The following is a 21,587-nucleotide window of genomic DNA, read 5'->3' as shown; positions in this document are numbered from 1 at the left end:
TGGTTACTCAGCGGTGGCATCGTTCCAGTGCAATTGGAAAGCGCATCGGCGCGTTCCCCAGTCCAGAGCGAGGCAGCTGTTGGGGATGGTGATCCCGAACGCGGGATGCCAGGTCGATGCTTCCACTTGGGCCTTCCGGTTTCCTTCGGCATGCCAGGTGACCACGCTGCCGTCTGGCAAACGGCAGGTGCCACGCTGGCCGTCTGCATCGATCTCGACGGCGACTCCCGGGTGGAAATGAAAACGCGACTGGGCGCGCTCAAAGTTGCCCTCGATGGCGTCCTCGATCAACAGTCCATTGCGCTGCAAGGTGAGGCTGCGCGCATGGACGCATTGCCCCGACAGTCTGCTGTAGCCATCGTGGCGAGCCGAAGCGTACTGCTCTTCGCGCTCCAGCTTCAGGCGCACGCCTTGCGGGTAGGCACGTCTGGCCACCCGGAAGCTGCCCCACACTTCACTCGAGTCCTGTCCGTCGATGACCACTGTGCTGTGGGCGGCTGTTGAACGCTGGCGTGATCTTTCCGGGCCTTCCGCGTAGACAGAGGTGCCGGAGTTGACGATCACGCGCGTGAGACCCAGGGACAGTTCAAGACTCAACGTGTCCGCGTGCGCATGGGCAGGCAAATAGTCCGGGCCCACCGGTGCCACGTCGAACAACACCGTCGCTGCGCCCTCCTGCAGGCGAATGTAGCCGCTGGCTTTCAGATGCGTTGCTCGTGGTACAGGCGTTGGCGCCAGTCCCAGGCGCTGCGCATAGGCGTCTAGCTCCTTCACCGCGGGCGCAATGTCTTCTGCCGTGTCGTTGAACAGCGCAAGCTCGCCATTGGGGTGGCTCATCGTGTGGAGCCAGGCCCACATGTGCGTCAATGTTTGCTGGCCAAGATCGCAGCCGGCGCTTTCGGGCCACGCTTCTTCGGGGTCGAAGCATTGGCGCAGGTTGTAGAGATCCAGCATGTCCTCGAACGCGAGCGCGTGGTACATCGGGGAGCGTTCGAACTGTCCGCCGTCCTGCAGGATCTGCTCGGGAATTTCGCGACGCAGGACGTCGAAGCCCACGCGTCGCCATGAAGCGGCTTCGTCACCAGAAAAATAGGCGCCTGCGAAGACGAGTGCCTTGGCGTTCACAAAGAGGTGATTGCCCAGCAGATGGGTCTCCAACCGACGCGCAAGCCAGCGAACCTGTGTGGCAAGGCTTTCGAGGAATACACGGTCCGACACTTCGTTGTGAAGCGACCATTTGATCCAGTTCACGATGCGCAGCGACGTGGGATACGGCTCCCAACCCGTGCCCAGGGCAGGCGGGTTCTGCTCGATCCAGTGGGTCACGAGTTCGCGGTGCCAGTCGAGGCGAGAGGCCGCTTCCATGGCATTGAGATCGTCGAAATAGTGCTGGTTGTAGCGCCAGAGTTTTTCCTGCCCGGGGCCATCCCATCCGTCACGGTTCAGGGTGCCCGCGTGATTCAGGAAGACAAAGCGCCCCGCTTCCATGACGCTGGGTTTGCGGCGGGCTGGAGCGGTCCAGTGGCCCGGCAGAGCGCGTGGCGGCGCCGGCAACTTTGGCGGTGGACTCGGAACGTGAAATCGATGGGCGACGCGACCCCATATCTGAGGTGAGCGCAGATGGCGCAAGGTTTCCCAGTAGCGGCGGACTTTCTGAAGGGTGGACATGTCAGCCCAGTTGCGCATCTCCGCCCGCCTGGATCTGCCCGGCAGCCTCGATGGTCTTGCGAGCCACTTCCAGAACCTGATCCTGCGGGATCGGTGCCTGCCCATTGCGCCATGAAGTCAGAAAACTGGCGACACAGGCGTTCTGGCCCTTGTCCTGGCGCCAGCTTCTCATGGTGCCGAAGCCCGGCCAGCCGTAACCCTTGAGGGAGCGGAAGTTGTCGATCTGCAGAACACGGCCCGCCGCAAAGGCCTCGATGCGTTCCTTGGGGTATGCCGCAGAACCGTTGGCCAGGTAGTTGATGGTCCCCAGCGAACCGTCCTCGAATTCAAGCGTGATGGTGAACGTGTCCCGCGTGATGGCCTTGCCGGCGCGCACGCCCATGCCCGTGGCGCGGATGGCGGCAATGGGGTGTCCCGCCAGAAAGCGAAGCAAATCAATGAAGTGGCAGGCCTCACCAATCAGGCGGCCACCCCCCACTTCCGGATCCTGCGTCCAGTGGTCAGCGGGGATGCGCCCGGCGTTGACGGTGACAACGAACGACTTGGGCTCGTGCACGGTGTCGAGCAGCGATTTCAGTTTCACCACGTGCGGCGAGAACCGACGGTTGAATCCGACCATCAACACCCCGCGGCTGGCGTCAGGTCGAGATTGAAGAGCGTCTTCGATGTCATCGAGTTCGGAGAGGGTCAGGCACAGCGGCTTTTCAACGAAGACCGATTTGCCGGCTTGCAAGGCACGTGTGACCAGCTTGGCATGGCTGTCGTGGCGTGAGGCGATCACGACGATGTTGATCTCTGGGTTGTCCAGCATGGCCTGCACATCGGTGGAGGCGACCTCGAAGCCGGACTTGCGGCCGTGCACCACCGCGCTGACGCCCCCGGAGGAGCAGATGGTGTGCAGCCGTGCCTGGGCGGCCACGAAGGCGGGTATCAGGACGCGCGCGCCATAGTTGCCGGCGCCGACGAAACCCACGACGGGTGCATCCTCCCGCGGGCTGGCAGGTGACGGCGCCACCTGGATACGGGTCCGCAGGCGCGTGGCCGGGTCCGACGCGTAGTCCAGCAACATGCCCAGCACGGTGCGGTCGGTGGTGAGTGCGGCGTAGGCTGCGGGCGCATCCTCGAACGCGAACCGGTGCGAGATCAAAGGCTCGACCTGTAGCCGGCTACTGGCCATGAGGTCGAGCACGGCTTCGAAGTTGCGCTGCTCTGTCCAGCGAACGAATGGCAAGGGGTAGTCGTGTCCTTGCTGTTCGTAGATGGGGTCGTACCGTCCCGGGCCGTAGGAGCAACTGACCTGGAAGCTGAGTTCCTTGTTGTAGAAATCTGCGCGGTTGAGCTCCAGGCCCGTAACGCCAACCAGCACGATGCGCCCGCGTTTGCGACTCATGCGTGCGGCCTGTGTCACCGGCTCGTTCGACGAGGTGGAGGCCGTGATGAGCACGGCGTCCATGCCCTGGCCCCGGCTGAACGCCAACCCGGCTGCAACGGGGTCTTCTCCCGAACCGGCGTTGCAGGTCTCGGCACCGAAGCCACGCGCGAGCGCGAGCTTGCTGTCGTCCAGATCAATGGCCAGCACGCGGCAGCCCTGAGCAACGAGCAACTGGATCGTCATGAGGCCGATGAGGCCCGCGCCGATCACCGCCACCGATTCACCCAGCGTCGGCTGCGCCAGGCGGATACCTTGCAGGCCGATGCTGGACAGCACGACGAACGCGGCCTGATCGTCGCTTACGGCATCGGGTATGCGGGCGCACAGGTTTTTCGGAACCACTGCCATGTCCGCGTGCGGCCCGTTGGACACCACCCGATCACCCAGCTGGAAACCGTCGACGCCAGCGCCCAGGGCGTGCACCACGCCTACATGGCAATAGCCCAGGGGGATGGGCTGACCCAGTTTGGAACGCACCGCTTCCACTGTGGTCAGCAGCCCATCGGTGCGCACCTTGTCGAGCACCTGCTTCACCTTCTCGGGCTGTTGCCGCGCTTTGTCGAGATAGGAGGCGCGGCCGAAATCCACCAGCATGCGCTCCGTTCCCGCCGAAATGAGGGTGCGAGTGGTTTGCAGCAGCAACTGCCCACGACCTGGGAGGGGCGTGGGGGCTTCCACCACCGTGGTCTGTCCGTTGGACAGGTCTTGCAGCACCTGCTTCATGCGGAACTCCTTGCGGCCGCCACCAGGGCATCCTTGTCGGCGCGGGACGGGTAGTTGATCAAAACCGCTCGGTACTTGCCCTTGAAGACGAACAGACTGCCCGCTGCCGCACCGATGACGCCAAACTCCCTGATCAACCCCGCCATGTCGGCCAGCGATCCTGCACCACCCAGGCAGGTGATGGGCAGCGACACCGCCGCCCGCATTTGCCGGAGCAGATCGAGGTTGTAGCCTTGCATGCGGCCATCGCGATCCATGTCGTTGAGTACGATCTCGCCGGCCCCTTTCGCTTGCGCCAGGCGTGCCAATTCGACCGGCCCACTCGACACCATACGGGTCCCGTTGTGAGTCCAGGCCTGGTACTGGCTCTTGTGCAGCTTCACGTCGATCACTACCACCACGCTCTGGCTCCCGACGCGGCTCGCTGCCTCTGCGATCAGGTCCGGCGTCAGCGCGGCGGCTGCGCCGATCGACACTTTCTCGACACCCAGGCTGACCAGTCGCTCGAACTGCTCGACGCTCTTCACGCCACCGCCATAGGCCAGCGGCATGCGACATTCGGCGGCCAGACTGGCAATCAGTTTGTAGTCGGGTTCGCGTCCTTCGCGCGTGGCATCGATGTCCAGCACCACCAGTTCGTCGACCTCTTTTTCGTTGAAGATGCGAACCGCATTCAAAGGGTCACCCACGTACTTCGGCTGATCGAAGCCCACCGTCTTGACGAGGCCGCCCTTGTGGACCAGGAGGCAGGGAATGATGCGCGGTCTGAGCATGGCGTCAAAGGGTGGCGAAATTCTTCAGGAGCTGGATGCCCCAGGCGTGGCTCTTCTCCGGATGGAACTGAACCCCATGGATGTGTCCGTGGCGCACCGCGCAGGCGAACGGCGTTCCATAGTCCGACTCGGCGAGTCGGTCGGCCGGGTCGTTCGGCGCAAAGTAGTAGGAGTGCAGGAAATAGAACCGTGGCAGGTCGTCAAAGCCTGCGAACAAGCCTTCCTTGCTCTGAGGCTTCACGTCGTTCCAGCCCATGTGGGGCAGTTGCCGCGGGTTGTCCGCCGGCCCGGCATCGAGGCGTTTGACTTCTGCATCGATCCAGCCCAGACCTGCAGCCGTGCCCTCGTCGCTTCGGCGCGCCAGCATCTGCATGCCGACGCAGATGCCAAGCACGGGCTTCTGCTGTTGCAGAACGGCATCGTCGAGCGCCGCGCGCATGCCCGACTGTTCGAGCCGGGACATGGCCCAGTCGAACGCGCCGACACCGGGTAGCACAATGTGCGAGGCAGGTGCGAGGTCGCTGGCCTGGCGGGCCAGTGTGCAGGGCAGGTCAAGCCGCTTGTAGATGTTGGCAATGGCCTGCACATTCCCCAGCCCGTAGTCGACGATGGCGATCAACGCTTGCCCCCCCGCTCCAGCCCCAGCAACTTCATCACGCGCGCGCCAAAGTTGTAGACACTCTGTTGGGACCGGTAGTCCCGGTAGGTCTTGTTTGGTGCGTCGAAGTAGCCCTGCAATTCCTCCACCGAGATGCCCAGTTTGGTGGCCACATACTCGAACTCTTGCCGCACGGTCGCATCATCCAGCGCTGGCTGCTCAAGCAGCTTGAGCGCTTCCTCGCGCGTCATCTGCCCCGTAACGATCAGGCTGGAGAACTGCACCTTGCGCGTGTCGTAGCCGAACTTGCGCGGCAGCCAGAAACCTTCGTAGAACCGGGTGAAGCGCGACTCGAAGTGTTTCTGGGGGTACGGCTGCCAGCCGTACACATCGGCCAGCAGCTGCATCGCTTGTGCCTTGTTGTAAGGCACGCAGTTCAGAGGCCTGACCACCTTGATGCCCTTGACGTACGGCAGCCAGATCTTGTGGCGAAGGATCGAGGTGGTCGGGTAATTCACCAGCGGCCGGGTGCCGAACTGGCGGTGGATGTCCTTGAGCTGGATCGCGTCGGACTGGTAGTACATCCACTCGATCGGATTCCGGATGCACTCGGTGGAAAAGTTGGCGCCCGTCAGGATGTACTTCACATCGTGCTGCTCGGCAAACTTGTACATCGTGGCGAAGAACGCGTGGTCCTGCGGCGAATCGATGTGCGGCACGCCCGACTTGAAGTAGGCGAGCTGGAGGTCGCGCATTTCTTCCCAGTCGATCACCTCGGTGTAGAGATCCAGCCCCAGCTTGTCGACCAGTTTCTCGATGTTGTTGACCGCCACCTGCGAGTTCCAGCCCGCATCCACATGAAAGACCAGCGGACGCAGGCCGTATTCGGTCGCGACGTGGGTGAGGTAGGAACTGTCGATGCCGCCACTCAGCCCGATGATGCAGTCGAACTCCTTGCCCTTGCCCTGGGCCTTGATCTGCGCCACCAGGGCTTGCAGCTCCTGGTGCCCGCGTTCGTCCGTGTGCCAATTGGGCATGACGTCGCGTTCATAGGTGAGGCAATGGTCGCAGACGCCGTTCTGGTCGAACACGATCTGGCTGTCGCTGGTGTCCATGACACAGCGGCTGCAGACTTGAAAAGCTCTCATTGGGTTGCCCTCATGGCATCTTCATTGGGTTTCATGGGGTGGGGCGCCTTCCGCGAAAAATCCCGACATGCTTGCGGTACTCCCTGTGCGCATCGCGGGCCATGCTCCAGCGCTTCTCGCTGGGAAGATTCTCCAGCGAGCCATGCCAGTGGTGCACAACCTGGATGGCGGGCTCGTAGTAGACGCGCTGACCCACATCGCTGAGCTGCTTGCTGAGGAAGTACTCCTCCGACATCATGAACGTGGGCGCCCACAGCTCATTGAACTGTTCGAAGAAGCGAGGCCCCAGAAGGTAGCACGAGCCATGCCCCTGGTAGATCGGCCTGGCAGTCTGCCATTCTTCTTCGTCGCTTCGCTCCGAGAGCGAAGGCATGAGCTTGGCCAGCTTCAGGATGGCCAGACCCAGGTAGTAGTTGGCGTAATAGAGGTCATAAGTAAGCTCCCGCAGCGGACTGATGCCGCTGATGACGTGGGGATTCTGGTGCTCACCTTCCACGGTGACGACATCAGGCGACACCACCGCATGCTCGCGCAGGCGCGGGGCGTGCTCAGAGAGCTTGTCCGCGAAATCCACCGGAAACTCGAGGTCGTTGTTGCCCACCACCATCCACTCCACGGCGGGATGTTGCTCGCGCACATGCCGGATGCCGATGTTCAGTCCGCGGAAATAGCCCACGTTGTCGGCGTTGAGGATCAAGTGGATGTCGGGAAATTCCGCCTCCAGTGCCTTGAGCTGCCGCACGCTTGCCGGATTGGAATTGTTGTCCACCACTGCGATCGCGTATTCGTGGCCCGCACCTGCCTTCAGCGTGCGCACCGCCTTGGCGGTGTACTCGCTGTTGTTGTAATTGGTGCAGACGTATCCGATTTTCATGGGTGGCATCTTCAGGACGACTCGGCAAACCGGCGAGTCAGCCGGCCATCGCGGCCCCGCAGCCCGTCCAGCAGACCGGTGCCGAGGTAGAAGAAGCGGACGCACTTCTGTTGCTCGAAGAACAGCGCCTTGAGCGGTAGCCGGAACGCATCGAGCAGCAGGTAAAGACTGAGCACCGGGTCAAAGGCCAGGTGTTTTCTGGCAAAAAGAAACACATTGCGCATCTGGTAATACAGCCGGAACGGCGCGTGGTGGTAGACCACGATGGCCAATCCCGCCAGGCGTACTGTGCGCGCGCTCCCCACCCGATGCGCCATGCCCGGCTTGTTCAGCAAGACCAATGATCGACCAGATTGTCTCAGCCGGGTGCAGAAGTCGAAATCCACGAGGTCAATGAACAAGCCTTCGTCGAAGCCACCGATCTCCTGGAAGGAGCGGAATTCAAACACACAGCCCGACGTGATCAGCGTGCGTTTGATCCTGTAGCCGTAGGGGTCGTCGCTGGCGGACGGCTCGCTGCCCTCGCGCGAGCACGCGATGAGCCCTGCTCTGGGCTGGGCGCCTGTCTGGACAAAGTGGAACACGTCGTCCAGGTAGGTCCTGGAGACCAGCGTGTCGTCGTCCAGCGTGATGATCCAGTCGCATCCCATGGCGCCCGCTTGTGCAATGCCCCGGTTCAAGGCGGCAGCGATGCCCAGGTTATCTTCGTTTCGCAAGACGATGGCCTTCTCCATGCCAATGAAGGTGAAGGCGTCTTTCCTCGATGGATCGCCAGAGTCGTCAACGATGACCACCACCTCGACCTGTTCGACGACTCGCTCCAGGTGGAGCCGGAGGGATTCGCCGCCCTGGAAGGTCGTGACGACGGCCGCCACCTTTCGGGTTGCGGTCACTGCAGAACTCCTTCACCCGGCGCGCGCGCTGGTCGGGGCTGGTCTCTGCTGTTCAGGATGAGCGGAATGATAGATAGCGCGAACAAGAAGTCGAAGGAAGAAAGGTAAGGGTTCGACGCCGCGGCAATCAGCACAGTGAGAAACCCTGTCAGCAGCGACACCTGGATGGACGTGTGGGCACTGCGGCGGATCTTGCGCAGCGTCAGGTACAGATATGTGCAGAAGAACAGCAGCAAGATGCCCATGCCCAGGAGGCCTGCATTGAACAACAGCCGCGAATAGGTGAGCTCGAAGGTCCAGGGCCTCTCGTCAGAACGGACCACCGACGTGAGGCCGCCAAAACCCGAACCCCAGAAGTAGCTGTCGGCGAAGGCCGCCATCAAGGCGACATGCTGCTGTGGCCGGGGGGCGTCCGCGTCGGTATTGAAAGCGGCCGCGACACGCCCCGCAAAGCCATCAAAAAAATCAAATCCCCCGTACACCACCATCAGACCGCCGAATCCTGCGACCAGCAATGGGAAAGAGTAGAACTGGACGAATCGTCGCAAATGATGTTGTCTGGCGTGGCCCGCCAGCACCGTGAGCGCGAAGGCGAGCAGTGGCGTGAGCACCAGAAGCACCAGCACCACACGCCGTGAAGCCAGTACGGCAGATACCACCGCGACCGCGAGGCCTAGGAGCAGCCAGGCTTGACGCTCATTCCGTTCGCCCAGCAACACCCTGCTCAACAGATAGGGGACGATGAACGTCAACATGCCGATGTTGACGTTGTTCATCTGCACATACCCGGGATGCAGTCCGACCTGGAGGTACATGTCATCCTTGATGGACTGGGGAAGCCAGCCGAGCCGGAAGATGTGATCCAGCAAAGCGTATAAAGCCACCACGCCAATGCCGAAGGCGCCAGCGATGACGATACGGTCTGCATGGGCCTGATACTCGAGATTGGAGACGTAGAGAGTCAAAGCACAGAAGATTGCCATGTAGACCACGTACACCCGCAGCGCTTCCACGATTGCGATCTCTGGGTTCCCTCTCGCCAAGCCAACGATGCACCATGCGACGGAGAGGAAGCCGAAGATGAGGTAGTAAGGCAGGAATGCGTGCGACCGGATTTTCCAGCGATCCCGCGTTCCTTCCACCAGCATCCAGACCAGCACCACGCTCAGGCACGGCACCTTCAGCCACAGGAACGACTGAGGGATGATGAAGATCATCATCATCAAGGTCGCCATGGAGAACTGGGTGAGTGAAGAGATGGCCATGCTGCTGCTGATGGAGCGCGCGGGAGAACTCAGGTCGTGGTGACAGGTCGTGGTGTCACACCACGTCCAGGTGCGGCAGCGGAAACACCAACTTGGCAGTTTTCCACTTCCGGTTTGCCATGAAGAACGTCCTAAAATGCCAGGGGAGCACCAGAAGGTAGTCCGGCTCGTTGGTCAGGAGTTCGTTCTCGTCGACGATGGGAAGCCAGGTTCCTGGAGTGAAGCAACCGAATTTCTCAGCATTCACTTCGCCTACACATTCCACGTCGCCAGTGGTGAGCGAGCAGTACTGCAGCAAAACATTGCCTTTGGTGGATGCGCCGAGCACTGCTACGCGCTTGCCCTGCGTTCGTGCCTCAGCCAAGAACGCCAGCAGTTTCCTTCGTGATGCTTGTACGCGGTCCGAAAAATCGCGGAAGGGTTGCAAGGTGTCCAGCCCCCTGGCGCGCTCGTTGTCGAGAATTGCCTGCACGGCAGGCACCGTGGACGTGTCGCCGTTCGACTTGGATACCGTGATCGAAAAACTGCCTCCATTCACGTCGTTGAATTCGACATCGACGATCTTGAAACCCACACGGTCGGCCATCCATTGGATCTGCCGCAATGCGTAGAACTCTAGATGCTCGTGACACACGGTGTCGTAGGAATTGGTGTCCAGCATGGTGGGCATGTAGCTCTGCTCGAACACCCAGATGCCATCGTCGGCCAGCACGTCGAAGACCTGCTGCATGAATCCCATGGGATCTTCGAGGTCGTAGAACATGGAGAACGATGTGACGACCTTCGCCTTCTTCCCCGGGAAGCGAGCTTCAACCAGCTTGGAGGAAAAGAAATCGGGAATCAACTGGATGTGGGGCGGGTAATAGGAGTGGAACTTGACGCCGGTCGGGTCCACGCCTACCAGCGAAAGACCTTGGGAGGGATAAGCCTGCAGCGTGGTGCTGTCGTTGCTGCCAATGTCGATCACCAGATCGCCATCGCGCAATTCAACCAGGCCCTGGATGCGTTTCACCTTGTTGTGCAGGTGCGCCACCATGCTGGCGTTCAGGCCGGAGCGGTACCCGTAGTTCTCTCCGTACATTTCGCCAAGGTCGTAAGAGTGCTCTAGCTGGAGCAGACCGCAGGTCTCGCCTCCCCCCGTGCACTTGACGAGGTGCAAAGGGCCCCTGGTGACATCAGCGCCTTTCTCACGAGGGAAGACGCCCGTGAGCATCTGTTCACCCAAGTCCAGCACACGCTCGAGCTGGTGATTGCCGCAGATCCGGCACCGTTCGATTTTCTTGTAGGTCATGTTTATTCCATCAGTTAGTCGACAAACGCAAGTCGTGCAGATCGGCATCCACCATCATGTGGACCAGCTCTCGAAAACTCACTTTCGGTTCCCAGCCCAAATCTCGTCGGGCCTTGGTGGAGGACCCCACCAGTGGCGCCGGTTCAGAGGGTCTGTAAGAAGCGGCATCCTCACGCACATGGTCGCGATAGTCCAGGTCGAGACGAGCGAACGCCACTTCGCAGAACTCACGCACGGTATGGGCTTGGCCCGTGGCGATCAGGTAATCGTCGGCCTTGTCCTGCTGCAGCATCAGCCACATGGCACGGACGTAATCTCCAGCAAATCCCCAATCCCGTTGGGTGTCCAGATTGCCCAGGTGCAGTTCGTGCGATAAGCCCAGCTTGATTCTTGCAGCTTCGTGGGTGATCTTTCGCGTCACAAACTGGCGGCTGCGGCGCGGACTTTCATGATTGAACAGGATGGCCGAGCCGGCGTGCAGCCCATGGCGAAGCCGGTAGATGCGGATCATGCAATCTGCATAAAGCTTCGCCGCGCCGTACGGGCTTCTGGGGTTCGGCGGTGTGACTTCCGTCTGTGGACTTTCCAGCGCTTCCCCGAAGATCTCTCGACTCGACGCCTGACAAAACCGAATCTTCGGGTCCACCGTTCTGATGGCCTCCAGAATGCGGGTGACAGCAATGCCATTGATGTCGGACATGTCCAGCGGATCGTCGTACATGCCGGAGCCGGTGGAGTGCGCCGCGAAGTTGTAGATCTCGCTGGGGCGCAGACGCGACAGATGCTCTTTCATGCCAGAGAGGTCGCGCATGTCCCAGAAGACGAGTTCAAGTTTTCCGCGCAGCTCTGTTGGGATGGTCTCCGCCGTCAAGTCGACATTCCGCGAGCCTCCCAGGACGCGGTATCCACGCTCAAGGAGTTGCTCCGCCAGGTAGGAACCATCCTGCCCCGACACGCCGGTGATCAATGCTGTTTTCATGAATCGATCACAGCATTCGAGCCAGGGCCCGGCTCAGCCACGTCGAATGCCTGCTCCGGGAGAGGTCATAGAGGTCTGAGCGCGCTTTGCGATTGATGAATGCGCAGTAAACGCTGGCGAGGGAATTCATCAATGCAGGAGGCAGCACGGCGATCGTGGCGTAGGCCAGACGTGAGAATCCACTGACTCTCGGCGCAATGAACCGACGGAACTCTTCACGGCCATACCCGCCAAGCGCCCTGTACAGGAGAACTTTCTTTTTCACCCGCCATGGTTCTCGAATGCAGATTCTGGCTTTTGCGTCTGAGCTGTAGTTGGCCAAAGACCAGATCAAGCCCGGCCATTTGAACATCCAGATCTCGAAGCCACGAGGCGTCCACATGGCATTGCCGTAGCGAATGGCAATCAATGGCCTGCGAATGACCCGAATCATTCCCACGGGCCGCTGAAAAATTACCCCTACATGGATGAATAGACTACCGTAGTAGCTAACGCGATCCCGATCGAGCCACACACTTCGTTTGATGACCACTCCGCCGATGAAAGACATGTATTTCGCGACATCGCCAAACGCACGCTCGGCCTCTTGAGGTTCGTATCTCTCCTGGCCAGTGAGGTCCAGCATGTTGCCTGCAAGCACCGTGGACATATCCACCGTCTTGAGTTCCGAGTTCACCACGACGAGGTCCGGATCTTCCTCCAGCACCTTCAACAATGTCGCTACGGCTCCTTCATTGAGCAGGTCATCATCTGTCATCAGCCAGCAGTACTTCCCCAGGGCATACCCAACAGCCTTGTCGTAGTCACCATCAATTCCTGAGTTCTTCTGCTCTTGGAAATACCGAATTTCGGGATGTCTCGACACGTACTCCGCCATCACTTCTGGCGTATTGTCCGGAGACGCACCATCCACCACCAGGAGTTCCACACCGTTTCCGACCTGCGGGAGGATGGAGTCCAAGGTTTCCCCAATGAACGGTCCCCGTTTGTAGGTGGTGATGCAGATCGACAACTGAATGCCGGTTTCTGCGGGCAGGCGCTGCACGATGCTCATCGGATGCCTTGATAGAAAATCAGGTGGGCCTCTGCGATCTGGTCCCATTGGGCATCCGGAGATCGAGGTGGACTGCGTCGTCCGGAGAGCCTATCGAGAGCATCCCGCATTTCGTCAATGGAACCTGGCGCAGCTGTGTACATGTTTCCCACAGGATCATCGCCGACTGCATTTTTTGATGTGGTGATGACCAGAGTGCCTTGAGACTGGGCGGCATGGATGGACGTGTTCCATTCGCCTCCACCACTCAAGAACGGAAGTAGCACGGCATCCGCCGCCGCCAGTAGATTGGCAGCTGCTTCGGAGGGCAAAAAGCCGGCAAATTGCACATTTTTTTCCCAGCCAAGCAACGCCGCCCGGGAGTTCAACTGCGCTTGATATGCTGGATCGGCAACAGGGCCGGCGAGAACCAGACGGTCCGACAGAGGGTTTGCAATCTCGAACAATTGCTCAACACCTTTGCTTGGATAAAGAAAGCCGAAGAAAACAATCAACCTCGTCTTGCCGTTCAAGTAGCGGAATCGCAAGTCAGCGACTTCACGGGCCGAGAGACTGCTCATCGGCAATGAACTGGCATTGGGGATAACCAAGAAACGGAAACGCTTAACGAAGGCTCGGAAGCTTAGTGGCAGCAGCTCCAGGTAGTTCGGCCTCACAAAAATCAGGCCATTCGCACCGAAGAGGTTCAAGAACAACTGAGGGAAACGACGCAATCGGTACGGCTCGTGCCAAGTCTGCACCACCTTGATTTTCAGCAGGCGACAGATGATGGGGAGAACATGTGGCAGGACCCGTTCGAAAAACCCCTGCGAGGGGTATTGAATGTGCAGGATGTCAGGACCCCACGCCCGGATACTCCGGATCAATGCGAACAGCTCCACCATTCGCCATGAGGTCGCCTTGTTCAAGATCACGACGCCATCAGCGCGGGTGGGGTTGGTCTGCTGAGTGGTCAGGACGCCGATCGTCATGCCCGGAGCCTTCGCCAGCGCCATTGCAAGCTTCTCCGAGTAATCTCCAACGCCGCAGTGCGCCGGAGGAAAAGCACCGACCACCAACAAGATGCGCATCAGGCATCCTTTCGGAGCACCAGCCAACCGAAGGTGTAGTCGTATCCGGCGCAATGGATGGCCCGGTCCTTCGCCTGAGCTGAAACGTCACCATCCGGACTGAGCTGATGCGTTTGGGCAACCCTCAGCATGGCGTCCACATCTTCTCGCGAAAAAATCAGCCAGCTCATATCGAAGAAGCGGGTGTCTCCGGTATTGATCTTCTCGGGCCAGTAGTCAAAGGAAGCGATGAAATAGCCTCCCGGTTTGAGCAAGCGGCCCACTTCGGCAAACAAGCGTTCTGGGTCATAGCCGTGCTCGATCACGGAGATCGATGTGATGGCATCGAAGCTGGCCGCCGGGAATGGCGTGTGCATGAAATCACTCACGCTGTAGTTCACGGTATCAGCATGTGGCATCGAGGAGACGGCTGGGTTCAGGTCGACACCATGAACGCCCTTGAAGCCCATGCGCGCCAATGCCACCGGGACCTCCGAACAGAAGGCGCCCAGGTCCAGGATGCGCGCGTCTTTGGGGAGCTTTTGCTCAATGAATGTGAGCGTACGATCTACATCCCAACTCTTCACCATGTCTCCGACAGCAAGAGAGTCGGAAAGGCGAAGCTTTCTCATGACGTTCGACAGCCCGCCCTCGAGGACAGAGCGTCCTTGGCGAACCATGGCCGCGCGGGCCTCTTTGATTGCCTGTTTGCTTTGCAGAACTTCAAACATGATTTTTAACTCCAAATGGATGGGTATTCGTAGGGATCACTTCGGCAGCTGATGGATGCGACCGCGAGCCCATGACGCTCGTGCCATTCCTAGCGCGCGCGTGCGAACCCTGGGCAGCGTGAACGCGGTTGCAAGCGCAGCGAAGGTCCAGTAGCCGATGAGGGTGAGGGCAATGGATATCCGTGAGGTATCCATCATGGGCAATGAATACAGAACCGCCAGTGCAGCCGCGCAGGTAAGGGCAGGAAGAATGACGTCTGCCCAGTACCAGGTGAGTTTTTCCTTCTTCAGCAGACGTCGGTGCATGATGTGCGGCGTCAACACGATGTAGCCTAAGTTGAGCAAAGCCCAGACGGCGGCGCCACCCGCTGCTCCATAGCGGTTCGCAGACCACCAGACGGCAGGTGCCAGCACTGCGATGGCCCCCACATTCATCCAGATGGAAAGCTGAGTCCATCCTGCGGCCAGTTGAAGTGCAAATGGCATGTTCATGAGGCCATTGCAGGCATTTCCAATGATGAGGAACGCCAGAATCCAAGCCCCCTGCGCACTCAGCGTCGGGTTGCCTGTCCAGACATAGAGGACCTGCTCCGAAAAGACCGCGACAACGGCGGCTACGGGAACGACGAGTAAGGTCAGAGTCTGGCTGCTCGTGTGATACAGGTCGATCAACTTGCTTTGATCCTGCTGTTGACTCAGGGCGGAGAACCGGGGATACATGATGGAGAACAGTGGGGTGATCAGCATGTAGAGGCCTGTGGCCAGTGTCCCTGCGATCACATACACGCCAAAATCACTCAAACTCAAGGCGTTGCTCAGAATCAACTTATCTGCCTGAGTCAATACGATGCTCGTGATGGCAATCCCGGTCATTCCTCCTGCGAAGCTGATGGAGGTGCGCAAGATGGACAAGCGAAAGGCGGGGCGATGCTGTTCGCTGATCAGTGATCGCCACAAAAGGAATCGCAGACCAAACGTATGAAGCAGAGCGGTGCCGATCTGAGCCCAGAAGAACGCTTGCAAGGTGGGTGTATGCCAGATCACCAACAATGTAATCAAGACGCGCAATGAAGCAAACAGCATTGTGGCCATGCTCAACTGTGTTTGCCTGTGCCTGCCTGCCAGTCCCGAGGTGTAGAGATTGGTTGGCCATTGGCATGCGAGAGCCACGCTTGCCAGGGCAAGCGCAGCCGCCACCTCTTTGCGGTCCAGTTGATCAACCTGAATCCAGTGCTGTGCGATAGGCCATGAGGCTGCCAGGCCAAGAACACAGATCACGATCGCGATCAGCCCATAGGTTGTCTCAAAAGTTCGCGTCACGTCTCGGCTATGAGCCATTTCGTGGCCGTGGGCGGAGAGGCGCGCGAGCTCTCTGACCAGGGTGGCGCCTAGGCCAAGATCCAGAAACCCCACCAGCACCGAAAAGCTTGTGAACAGGCCGACCAGGCCATAGGCCTCAATCCCGAGGAAACGAAGATAAACTGGCACTGCAAGCAGGCCCAGCGCTGCGGTCCATCCCCGGGCAAGGATTGAAATCGCAAGTGCGCGCTTGATATCTTCCATGAAAAAGATCGGACTCAGCCGTGCTGGTGCAACGTCTGGTAGCCGTGCCGCTTCACCAGTTCGTCCCGCTCCGCAGAGCGCAAGTCTTCTCGGGCCATTTCAGCCACGAGTTCGGCAAAAGTGGTGCGAGGGGTCCACCCCAGTTTTTCTCGGGCCTTGGTGGCGTCGCCCAACAGGGTCTCTACCTCGGTGGGGCGGAAGTACCGGGGATCGACCGCAACAATGAGGGGGTTTTGACCAGTTGGGACCTCGTCCCAGTACCCCTTTTCGTCCACGCCGGATCCCTCCCAACGGATCGACATGCCGAATTCCTGGCCAGCCGCATTGACGAAATCGCGGACGCTGTACTGCTCACCTGTCGCGATCACGAAGTCTTCAGGCGTTTGCTGCTGCAGCATCAACCATTGCATCTCGACATAGTCCTTGGCATGTCCCCAATCCCGTTTGGCGTCCAGATTGCCGAGGTAAAGCCGCTCCTGAAGACCCAGCTTGATTCGCGCCAGCGCGCGTGTGATCTTTCGCGTCACGAAGTTCTCACCGCGAACCGGCGATTCGTGGTTGAACAGGATGCCGTTACACGCGTATATGCCGTAGGCTTCCCTGTAGTTCACGGTGATCCAGTAGGCGTAGAGCTTGGCCACCGCGTAGGGTGAGCGCGGATAGAAGGGCGTGGTCTCCTTCTGCGGCGTTTCCTGCACCAGACCGTACAGCTCGGAGGTGGAGGCCTGGTAAAAGCGCGTCTTTTTCTCCATGCCCAGGATGCGGATCGCTTCCAGAACGCGCAAGGCGCCCAAGGCATCGGAGTTGGCGGTGTACTCCGGCTCCTCAAAAGAGACGGCCACATGGCTCTGAGCGGCCAGGTTGTAGATCTCGTCGGGCTGCACCTGCTGGATGATGCGAATGAGGCTGCTGGAGTCGGTCAGGTCGCCGTGGTGCAGAAAAAAGCGGACCCCGGCCTCATGCGGGTCTCGGTACAGGTGATCGATGCGGGCGGTGTTGAACATCGAAGCACGGCGCTTGATGCCATGCACGATGTAGCCCTTCTTCAAAAGGAACTCGGCCAGGTAGGCGCCGTCCTGGCCGGTCACGCCTGTGATCAGTGCAATCTTGTTGTTCATGTGATGTTCTCTGTTGCGGTTCTCGAATCGCGCCTTCACGCGTTCGACGTCGGGATTGCCTACTTCAGACCCAGCGCGGACCGAAGACGTAGCAGCTTGGGTGCGACTCTCGGATCCCGCGCCGCGCTGCGCCAGGCGTGGACGAGGAAGATCCAGAGCATCAGCAACAGGGCTGCTGCCATCGCACCGAGCAGGGCAATCAAGCCTATGGGCAGGGACTCTGACTGGACGGGCAGGCTAGGAGGCCGCTTGACGACTTCACGTGAGTATCCCTGGAGAAGGCGCAGGATTTCTGTCGTCTCGCTCAGGTAGCGGGCTTGCAATTCGAATGCAGTCATCAGCGTGGCACGAACATAGGTTTGCTCAAGGCCGCTTTCATCGACTGCCGGGGTCGTGGCTTCAACCGACAGTTTTTCGATCATCCGACGCGAGGTCTCCAGAGACGACTCCGCATAGGTCAGCAGTTTCTGAAGTTCTTCGCGCTGCGAAGGGCTGGGGGTGGTGCTGGCCAGCCAGCTGTCGATAATGGCGTTCGCCAGGGTCTGTGCCTGCTCGGGTGTTTTTCCGGTGACTTCAAGGTTCAACACGCCTTGCAGGTCAGTTGTCACTCTGAACCGGCTCAAAACTTCATTCTGCGCCAGTTCAATCGAGCGCGCTTCATTCAGATTGAGGCGTTGAATCAAGGGATCGAGTACGCGTGGGGAGGTCATCAATTCCGCTGCCTGCAGCGGTGTTTGATCCTTCAACACGGCGTGAACGTGCTCCAATGCTGGCGCCACGGTCGGCACAGGCAAAGTCAGAGAAGCATGGCTGACGTAGCTTTTCGGAGCGATGTAGGCCAGACCAGCCGCAATGACTCCCGCGAGCAACGAGCCTGCGATGAGCAACTTGATGTTTTCTGCCACCAGGATCAGCAGGTCCAGCAGTCCCACTTCATCCGCCTCTTCCAGATTTCGCTCCAAAGTACCCCCTATGTCAACAACGCACTGCATTCACGGCCTACTCAAACAACTCCGCTTTATCGAGAAAGGCCCCGAGTCGATCCTTGCCCGAAAGTGAGGGTTCGCCACCATGGAGCGGCCACTCGATGCCGATGGATGGGTCGTTCCAGGCCACGCATCGCTCGTGTTCGGGGGCGTAGTAGTCCGTGGTCTTGTAGAGAAAGTCCGCAGACTCGCTGGTGACAAGGAACCCATGCCCGAAGCCAGGAGGTACCCACAACTGACGGTGATTGGCTTCGCTCAATTCAACACCAACCCAGTGGCCGAAGTTGGGTGAGCTTTTGCGCAGATCCACCGCCACATCAAACACCGTGCCTCGTACCACGCGCACCAGCTTGCCTTGCGGTTGCTGTATCTGATAGTGGATGCCGCGCAAGACGCTTTTGGTACTGCGGCTGTGGTTGTCCTGAACAAAACGATGCTTGAGGCCAGTGGCCTGCTCAAAGGCACGTTCGTTGAAACTCTCGAAAAAAAAGCCCCGTTCGTCGCCAAACACTTTCGGTTCGATGATCAGCACCTCAGGAATTTGAGTGGGTGTGACTTTCATCGCAGCACCGGTTCTTTCAGCAGTCGCAACAGATATTGCCCGTACCCGTTCTTGGCCAGAGGCTGCGCCAGCTTTTCCAGCTGCGCACGGTTGATCCACCCATTGCGCCATGCGATCTCTTCGGGGCAGGCGATCTTCAGTCCCTGGCGGTGTTCCAGCGTGGCGATGAACTGGCTGGCTTCCAGCAGGCTCTCGTGCGTGCCGGTGTCCAGCCAGGCGTAGCCACGCTGCATGATCTGCACGCTCAGTTGCCCGCGATCCAGGTAGGCCTGGTTCACCGCCGTGATCTCCAGTTCGCCGCGCGCGCTGGGCTTGACCGCGCGCGCGATGTCGACCACCTGCTCGTCGTAGAAATACAGACCGGTCACGGCGTAGTTGCTTTGCGGGGCGGTAGGCTTTTCCTCGATGCTGCGGGCCTTGCCAGCGGCGTCGAACGCCACCACGCCATAGCGTTCAGGATCGTTCACGTGGTAGGCGAACACGGTCGCACCGCTCGCCTGGCGGTCGGCATCGGCCAGCAGCGTGGTGAAGTCGTGGCCGTAGTAGATGTTGTCGCCCAGCACCAGCGCGCTGGGGTGGTTGCCCAGGAAGTCGGCGCCAATGATGAAGGCCTGTGCCAGTCCATCGGGAGAGGGCTGCACCGCATATTGCAGGGTCATGCCCCAGGCGCTGCCGTCGCCCAGCAACTGCTGGAAGCGTGGTGTGTCCTGCGGCGTGCTGATCACCAGCACTTCCCGGATGCCGGCGAGCATCAGTGTGGTCAGTGGGTAGTAGATCATGGGCTTGTCGTACACCGGCAGCAGTTGCTTGCTGATGGCCAGCGTGGCCGGGTGCAGACGGGTGCCGGAGCCGCCCGCGAGGATGATGCCTTTGCGCTGCAGGGTCATGTTGTTGCCTTGGGTCCCAGGATTTCAGAAAGCATACGCTGCACGCCCGTTTTCCAGTGCGGCAGGTTGAGGCCGAAAGTCTGACGCAGGCGGGTGGTGTCCAGCCTGGAATTGAGCGGACGCCGGGCCGGCGTGGGATAGGCGCTGGTGGGAATGGGCAGGACCTCGCGTGCGCGCAACACCAGCCCAGGTTGCAGTTCGCGCGCCATGTCGAGCACAAAGCGGGCATAGCCGTGCCACGAGGTTTCGCCCGCCGCCGCCAGGTGGTGGACGCCCATGCAGGCGGGGTCGCGCACAGCCTGGCGGATGGCATGCGCCGTCACATCGGCGATCAGGTCGGCCCCGGTGGGTGCACCGATCTGGTCGTCGATCACCTTGAGCTCTTCGCGCTCCTGGGCCAGGCGCAGCATCGTCCTGGCGAAGTTGCCGCCGCGCGCGGCGTGGACCCAGCTGGTGCGCAGGATCAGGTGGCGGTCGCAGGCGGCCTGGATGCGTTGCTCTCCTTCGAGCTTGGTCTGGCCGTACACGCTGAGTGGTCCCGTGGGAGCAGCCTCTGCGCGCGGGGCATCTCCGCTGCCATCGAACACGTAGTCGGTGGAGAAATGAACCAGCAAGGCGCCGACCTCGTGGGCTACTTCGGCGAGCGCGCCAGGTGCCAGCGCGTTGATGGCATGGGCCAGCACGGGCTCGCTCTCGGCCTTGTCCACCGCGGTGTAGGCGGCTGCGTTCACCACCACGGCGGGACGCAACTGCCGCACGCGCTCGCGCAGTGGCTCAGGGTGAGAGAGGTCGGCATCGCGCCGATCCAGCGCCACCAGTTCACCCAAAGGGGCCAGACTGCGTTGCAGCTCCCAGCCGACCTGGCCGTTCTTGCCGAGCAGCAGTATCTTCATGCGGTGGCCGGCGTGCCGTACTGCGCCTTCACCCACTGACGGTAAGCCCCGCTCTGCACACGTTCCACCCAATCAGAATGGTCCAGGTACCACTGCACCGTCTTGCGGATGCCGGTCTGAAAGGTCTCGGCGGGTTTCCAGCCCAGTTCCTGCTCGATCTTGCGCGCGTCGATGGCGTAGCGCCGGTCGTGGCCGGGGCGGTCCTTCACGTGGGTGATCTGGGTGGTGTAGGAAGCGCCATCAGCGCGCGGGCGCAACTCGTCAAGCAAGCTGCAGATGATGCGTACGATCTCGATGTTGGGCTGCTCGTTCCAGCCGCCCACGTTGTAGGTTTCGCCCAGCTGGCCGCCCTGCAACACACGGCGGATGGCGCTGCAATGGTCTTTCACGTAGAGCCAGTCGCGCACCTGCATGCCGTCGCCGTACACCGGCAGGGGCTTGCCAGCCAGGGCATTGACGATCATCAGCGGGATGAGCTTTTCCGGGAAATGGTAAGGGCCGTAGTTGTTGCTGCAGTTGGTGGTGATCACCGGCAGGCCGTGGGTGTGGTGCCAGGCGCGCACCAGGTGGTCGCTGGCCGCCTTGCTGGCCGAGTAAGGGCTGTTGGGCTCGAAGCCATGGGTCTCGGTGAAGGCCGGCGCGTCGGGCGTCAGGCTGCCGTACACCTCGTCGGTGCTGACGTGCAAGAACCGGAATGCGGCACGGTCTGCCTCGGGCAGCGCTGCCCAGTGGGCGCGCACCGCCTCCAGCAGCCGGAAGGTGCCGACGATGTTCGTCTGGATGAAATCCTCGGCCCCGTGAATGGAGCGGTCGACGTGGCTTTCGGCCGCAAAATGGACCACTGCGCGAGGCTGGTGGGTGGCGAGCAGGCCCGACACCAGGGCGCTGTCGCCGATGTCACCCTGCACAAACACGTGGCGCGAGTCACTCTGCAGGCTGGAGAGGCTCTCCAGGTTGCCGGCGTAAGTCAGCTTGTCGAGGTTGATGACCGGCTCGTCATTCAACGCAAGCCAGTCGAGCACGAAGTTGGCGCCGATGAAGCCGGCGCCACCAGTGACCAGAATCATGAGTCGTCCCTGTATTTGCGTGGAGGAGGATGC

General features: G+C 60.4%; 20 protein-coding genes. All 20 read right to left on the bottom strand.

From position 1 onward, the window contains the following. Positions 1–3: 3 nt before the first annotated feature. Positions 4–1,488 carry a heparinase II/III family protein gene (locus tag ACTIF6_RS19595; protein ID WP_439589611.1) on the bottom strand — a complete coding sequence of 495 codons (1,485 nt, stop codon included), beginning with the start codon at positions 1,486–1,488 and terminating at the stop codon, positions 4–6. 181 nt (positions 1,489–1,669) lie between these two features. Then, positions 1,670–3,823 carry a bi-domain-containing oxidoreductase gene (locus ACTIF6_RS19590; protein ID WP_439589610.1) on the bottom strand — a complete coding sequence of 718 codons (2,154 nt, stop codon included), beginning with the start codon at positions 3,821–3,823 and terminating at the stop codon, positions 1,670–1,672. After that, on the bottom strand, positions 3,820–4,596 hold the full coding sequence (locus ACTIF6_RS19585; RefSeq protein WP_439589609.1) for an AglZ/HisF2 family acetamidino modification protein: 777 nt from the start codon (positions 4,594–4,596) through the stop codon (positions 3,820–3,822). The genes ACTIF6_RS19590 and ACTIF6_RS19585 overlap by 4 nt, the downstream gene beginning before the upstream one ends. A gap of 4 nt (positions 4,597–4,600) precedes the next feature. After that, the gene (gene hisH, locus ACTIF6_RS19580; RefSeq protein ID WP_439589608.1) at positions 4,601–5,215 is read right to left on the bottom strand and encodes an imidazole glycerol phosphate synthase subunit HisH; all 615 of its coding nucleotides are present in this window, start codon (positions 5,213–5,215) and stop codon (positions 4,601–4,603) included. Further along, positions 5,212–6,342, bottom strand: coding sequence for an N-acetyl sugar amidotransferase (locus ACTIF6_RS19575; protein ID WP_439589607.1), 1,131 nt, complete (start codon positions 6,340–6,342; stop codon positions 5,212–5,214). The genes hisH and ACTIF6_RS19575 overlap by 4 nt, the downstream gene beginning before the upstream one ends. A gap of 31 nt (positions 6,343–6,373) precedes the next feature. Continuing rightward, a complete protein-coding gene (locus tag ACTIF6_RS19570) occupies positions 6,374–7,216 on the bottom strand; it encodes a glycosyltransferase family 2 protein (protein WP_439589606.1) in 843 nt (280 codons plus the stop codon). An 11-nt stretch (positions 7,217–7,227) separates the two neighbouring features. Further along, positions 7,228–8,109, bottom strand: coding sequence for a glycosyltransferase (locus ACTIF6_RS19565; protein ID WP_439589605.1), 882 nt, complete (start codon positions 8,107–8,109; stop codon positions 7,228–7,230). After that, positions 8,106–9,332 carry a hypothetical protein gene (locus ACTIF6_RS19560; RefSeq protein WP_439589604.1) on the bottom strand — a complete coding sequence of 409 codons (1,227 nt, stop codon included), beginning with the start codon at positions 9,330–9,332 and terminating at the stop codon, positions 8,106–8,108. Before ACTIF6_RS19560 ends, ACTIF6_RS19565 begins: the two co-directional genes overlap by 4 nt. A gap of 97 nt (positions 9,333–9,429) precedes the next feature. Beyond that, positions 9,430–10,665, bottom strand: a complete 1,236-nt coding sequence (locus tag ACTIF6_RS19555) for a class I SAM-dependent methyltransferase (protein ID WP_439589603.1) — start codon at positions 10,663–10,665, stop codon at positions 9,430–9,432. A gap of 10 nt (positions 10,666–10,675) precedes the next feature. Next, on the bottom strand, positions 10,676–11,644 hold the full coding sequence (locus ACTIF6_RS19550; protein ID WP_439589602.1) for a GDP-mannose 4,6-dehydratase: 969 nt from the start codon (positions 11,642–11,644) through the stop codon (positions 10,676–10,678). Between the two features lie 7 nt (positions 11,645–11,651). Further along, positions 11,652–12,698, bottom strand: coding sequence for a glycosyltransferase family 2 protein (locus tag ACTIF6_RS19545; RefSeq protein ID WP_439589601.1), 1,047 nt, complete (start codon positions 12,696–12,698; stop codon positions 11,652–11,654). Continuing rightward, a complete protein-coding gene (locus ACTIF6_RS19540; RefSeq protein ID WP_439589600.1) occupies positions 12,695–13,768 on the bottom strand; it encodes a glycosyltransferase in 1,074 nt (357 codons plus the stop codon). Before ACTIF6_RS19540 ends, ACTIF6_RS19545 begins: the two co-directional genes overlap by 4 nt. After that, entirely contained in the window at positions 13,768–14,478 is a 711-nt protein-coding gene (locus ACTIF6_RS19535; protein ID WP_439589599.1) for a class I SAM-dependent methyltransferase, read from the bottom strand. Before ACTIF6_RS19535 ends, ACTIF6_RS19540 begins: the two co-directional genes overlap by 1 nt. Before the next feature lie 36 nt (positions 14,479–14,514). Then, entirely contained in the window at positions 14,515–16,041 is a 1,527-nt protein-coding gene (locus ACTIF6_RS19530) for a lipopolysaccharide biosynthesis protein (protein WP_439589598.1), read from the bottom strand. Positions 16,042–16,055: 14 nt separating this feature from the next. Beyond that, positions 16,056–17,159 carry a GDP-mannose 4,6-dehydratase gene (gene gmd / locus ACTIF6_RS19525; RefSeq protein WP_439589597.1) on the bottom strand — a complete coding sequence of 368 codons (1,104 nt, stop codon included), beginning with the start codon at positions 17,157–17,159 and terminating at the stop codon, positions 16,056–16,058. Between the two features lie 59 nt (positions 17,160–17,218). Beyond that, entirely contained in the window at positions 17,219–18,091 is an 873-nt protein-coding gene (locus ACTIF6_RS19520) for a hypothetical protein (RefSeq protein ID WP_439589596.1), read from the bottom strand. 67 nt (positions 18,092–18,158) lie between these two features. Then, entirely contained in the window at positions 18,159–18,707 is a 549-nt protein-coding gene (rfbC, locus tag ACTIF6_RS19515) for a dTDP-4-dehydrorhamnose 3,5-epimerase (protein WP_439589595.1), read from the bottom strand. Beyond that, the gene (gene rfbA / locus ACTIF6_RS19510) at positions 18,704–19,594 is read right to left on the bottom strand and encodes a glucose-1-phosphate thymidylyltransferase RfbA (RefSeq protein WP_439589594.1); all 891 of its coding nucleotides are present in this window, start codon (positions 19,592–19,594) and stop codon (positions 18,704–18,706) included. Before rfbA ends, rfbC begins: the two co-directional genes overlap by 4 nt. Continuing rightward, positions 19,591–20,487 carry a dTDP-4-dehydrorhamnose reductase gene (gene rfbD / locus ACTIF6_RS19505; RefSeq protein WP_439589593.1) on the bottom strand — a complete coding sequence of 299 codons (897 nt, stop codon included), beginning with the start codon at positions 20,485–20,487 and terminating at the stop codon, positions 19,591–19,593. Before rfbD ends, rfbA begins: the two co-directional genes overlap by 4 nt. After that, a complete protein-coding gene (gene rfbB / locus ACTIF6_RS19500) occupies positions 20,484–21,554 on the bottom strand; it encodes a dTDP-glucose 4,6-dehydratase (RefSeq protein ID WP_439589592.1) in 1,071 nt (356 codons plus the stop codon). Before rfbB ends, rfbD begins: the two co-directional genes overlap by 4 nt. Between the last annotated feature and the right edge of the window lie 33 nt (positions 21,555–21,587).

The sequence above is a fragment of the Hydrogenophaga sp. genome (genome assembly GCF_051860785.1).
In the GTDB taxonomy this organism is placed as follows: Bacteria; Pseudomonadota; Gammaproteobacteria; order Burkholderiales; family Burkholderiaceae_C; genus Hydrogenophaga.
This window is presented reverse-complemented; position numbering and strand designations above follow the sequence as displayed.

Coding starts and splice junctions, on each gene's coding strand:
- ACTIF6_RS19595 (WP_439589611.1), bottom strand. CDS start 1,488: ATGGAAGCGGGGCGCTTTGTCTTCCTGAATCACGCGGGCACCCTGAAC.
- ACTIF6_RS19590 (WP_439589610.1), bottom strand. CDS start 3,823: ATGAAGCAGGTGCTGCAAGACCTGTCCAACGGACAGACCACGGTGGTG.
- ACTIF6_RS19585 (WP_439589609.1), bottom strand. CDS start 4,596: ATGCTCAGACCGCGCATCATTCCCTGCCTCCTGGTCCACAAGGGCGGC.
- ACTIF6_RS19575 (WP_439589607.1), bottom strand. CDS start 6,342: ATGAGAGCTTTTCAAGTCTGCAGCCGCTGTGTCATGGACACCAGCGAC.
- ACTIF6_RS19570 (WP_439589606.1), bottom strand. CDS start 7,216: ATGAAAATCGGATACGTCTGCACCAATTACAACAACAGCGAGTACACC.
- ACTIF6_RS19560 (WP_439589604.1), bottom strand. CDS start 9,332: ATGATGATGATCTTCATCATCCCTCAGTCGTTCCTGTGGCTGAAGGTG.
- ACTIF6_RS19555 (WP_439589603.1), bottom strand. CDS start 10,665: ATGACCTACAAGAAAATCGAACGGTGCCGGATCTGCGGCAATCACCAG.
- ACTIF6_RS19550 (WP_439589602.1), bottom strand. CDS start 11,644: ATGAAAACAGCATTGATCACCGGCGTGTCGGGGCAGGATGGTTCCTAC.
- ACTIF6_RS19545 (WP_439589601.1), bottom strand. CDS start 12,698: ATGAGCATCGTGCAGCGCCTGCCCGCAGAAACCGGCATTCAGTTGTCG.
- ACTIF6_RS19540 (WP_439589600.1), bottom strand. CDS start 13,768: ATGCGCATCTTGTTGGTGGTCGGTGCTTTTCCTCCGGCGCACTGCGGC.
- ACTIF6_RS19535 (WP_439589599.1), bottom strand. CDS start 14,478: ATGTTTGAAGTTCTGCAAAGCAAACAGGCAATCAAAGAGGCCCGCGCG.
- ACTIF6_RS19530 (WP_439589598.1), bottom strand. CDS start 16,041: ATGGAAGATATCAAGCGCGCACTTGCGATTTCAATCCTTGCCCGGGGA.
- gmd (WP_439589597.1), bottom strand. CDS start 17,159: ATGAACAACAAGATTGCACTGATCACAGGCGTGACCGGCCAGGACGGC.
- rfbC (WP_439589595.1), bottom strand. CDS start 18,707: ATGAAAGTCACACCCACTCAAATTCCTGAGGTGCTGATCATCGAACCG.
- rfbA (WP_439589594.1), bottom strand. CDS start 19,594: ATGACCCTGCAGCGCAAAGGCATCATCCTCGCGGGCGGCTCCGGCACC.
- rfbD (WP_439589593.1), bottom strand. CDS start 20,487: ATGAAGATACTGCTGCTCGGCAAGAACGGCCAGGTCGGCTGGGAGCTG.
- rfbB (WP_439589592.1), bottom strand. CDS start 21,554: ATGATTCTGGTCACTGGTGGCGCCGGCTTCATCGGCGCCAACTTCGTG.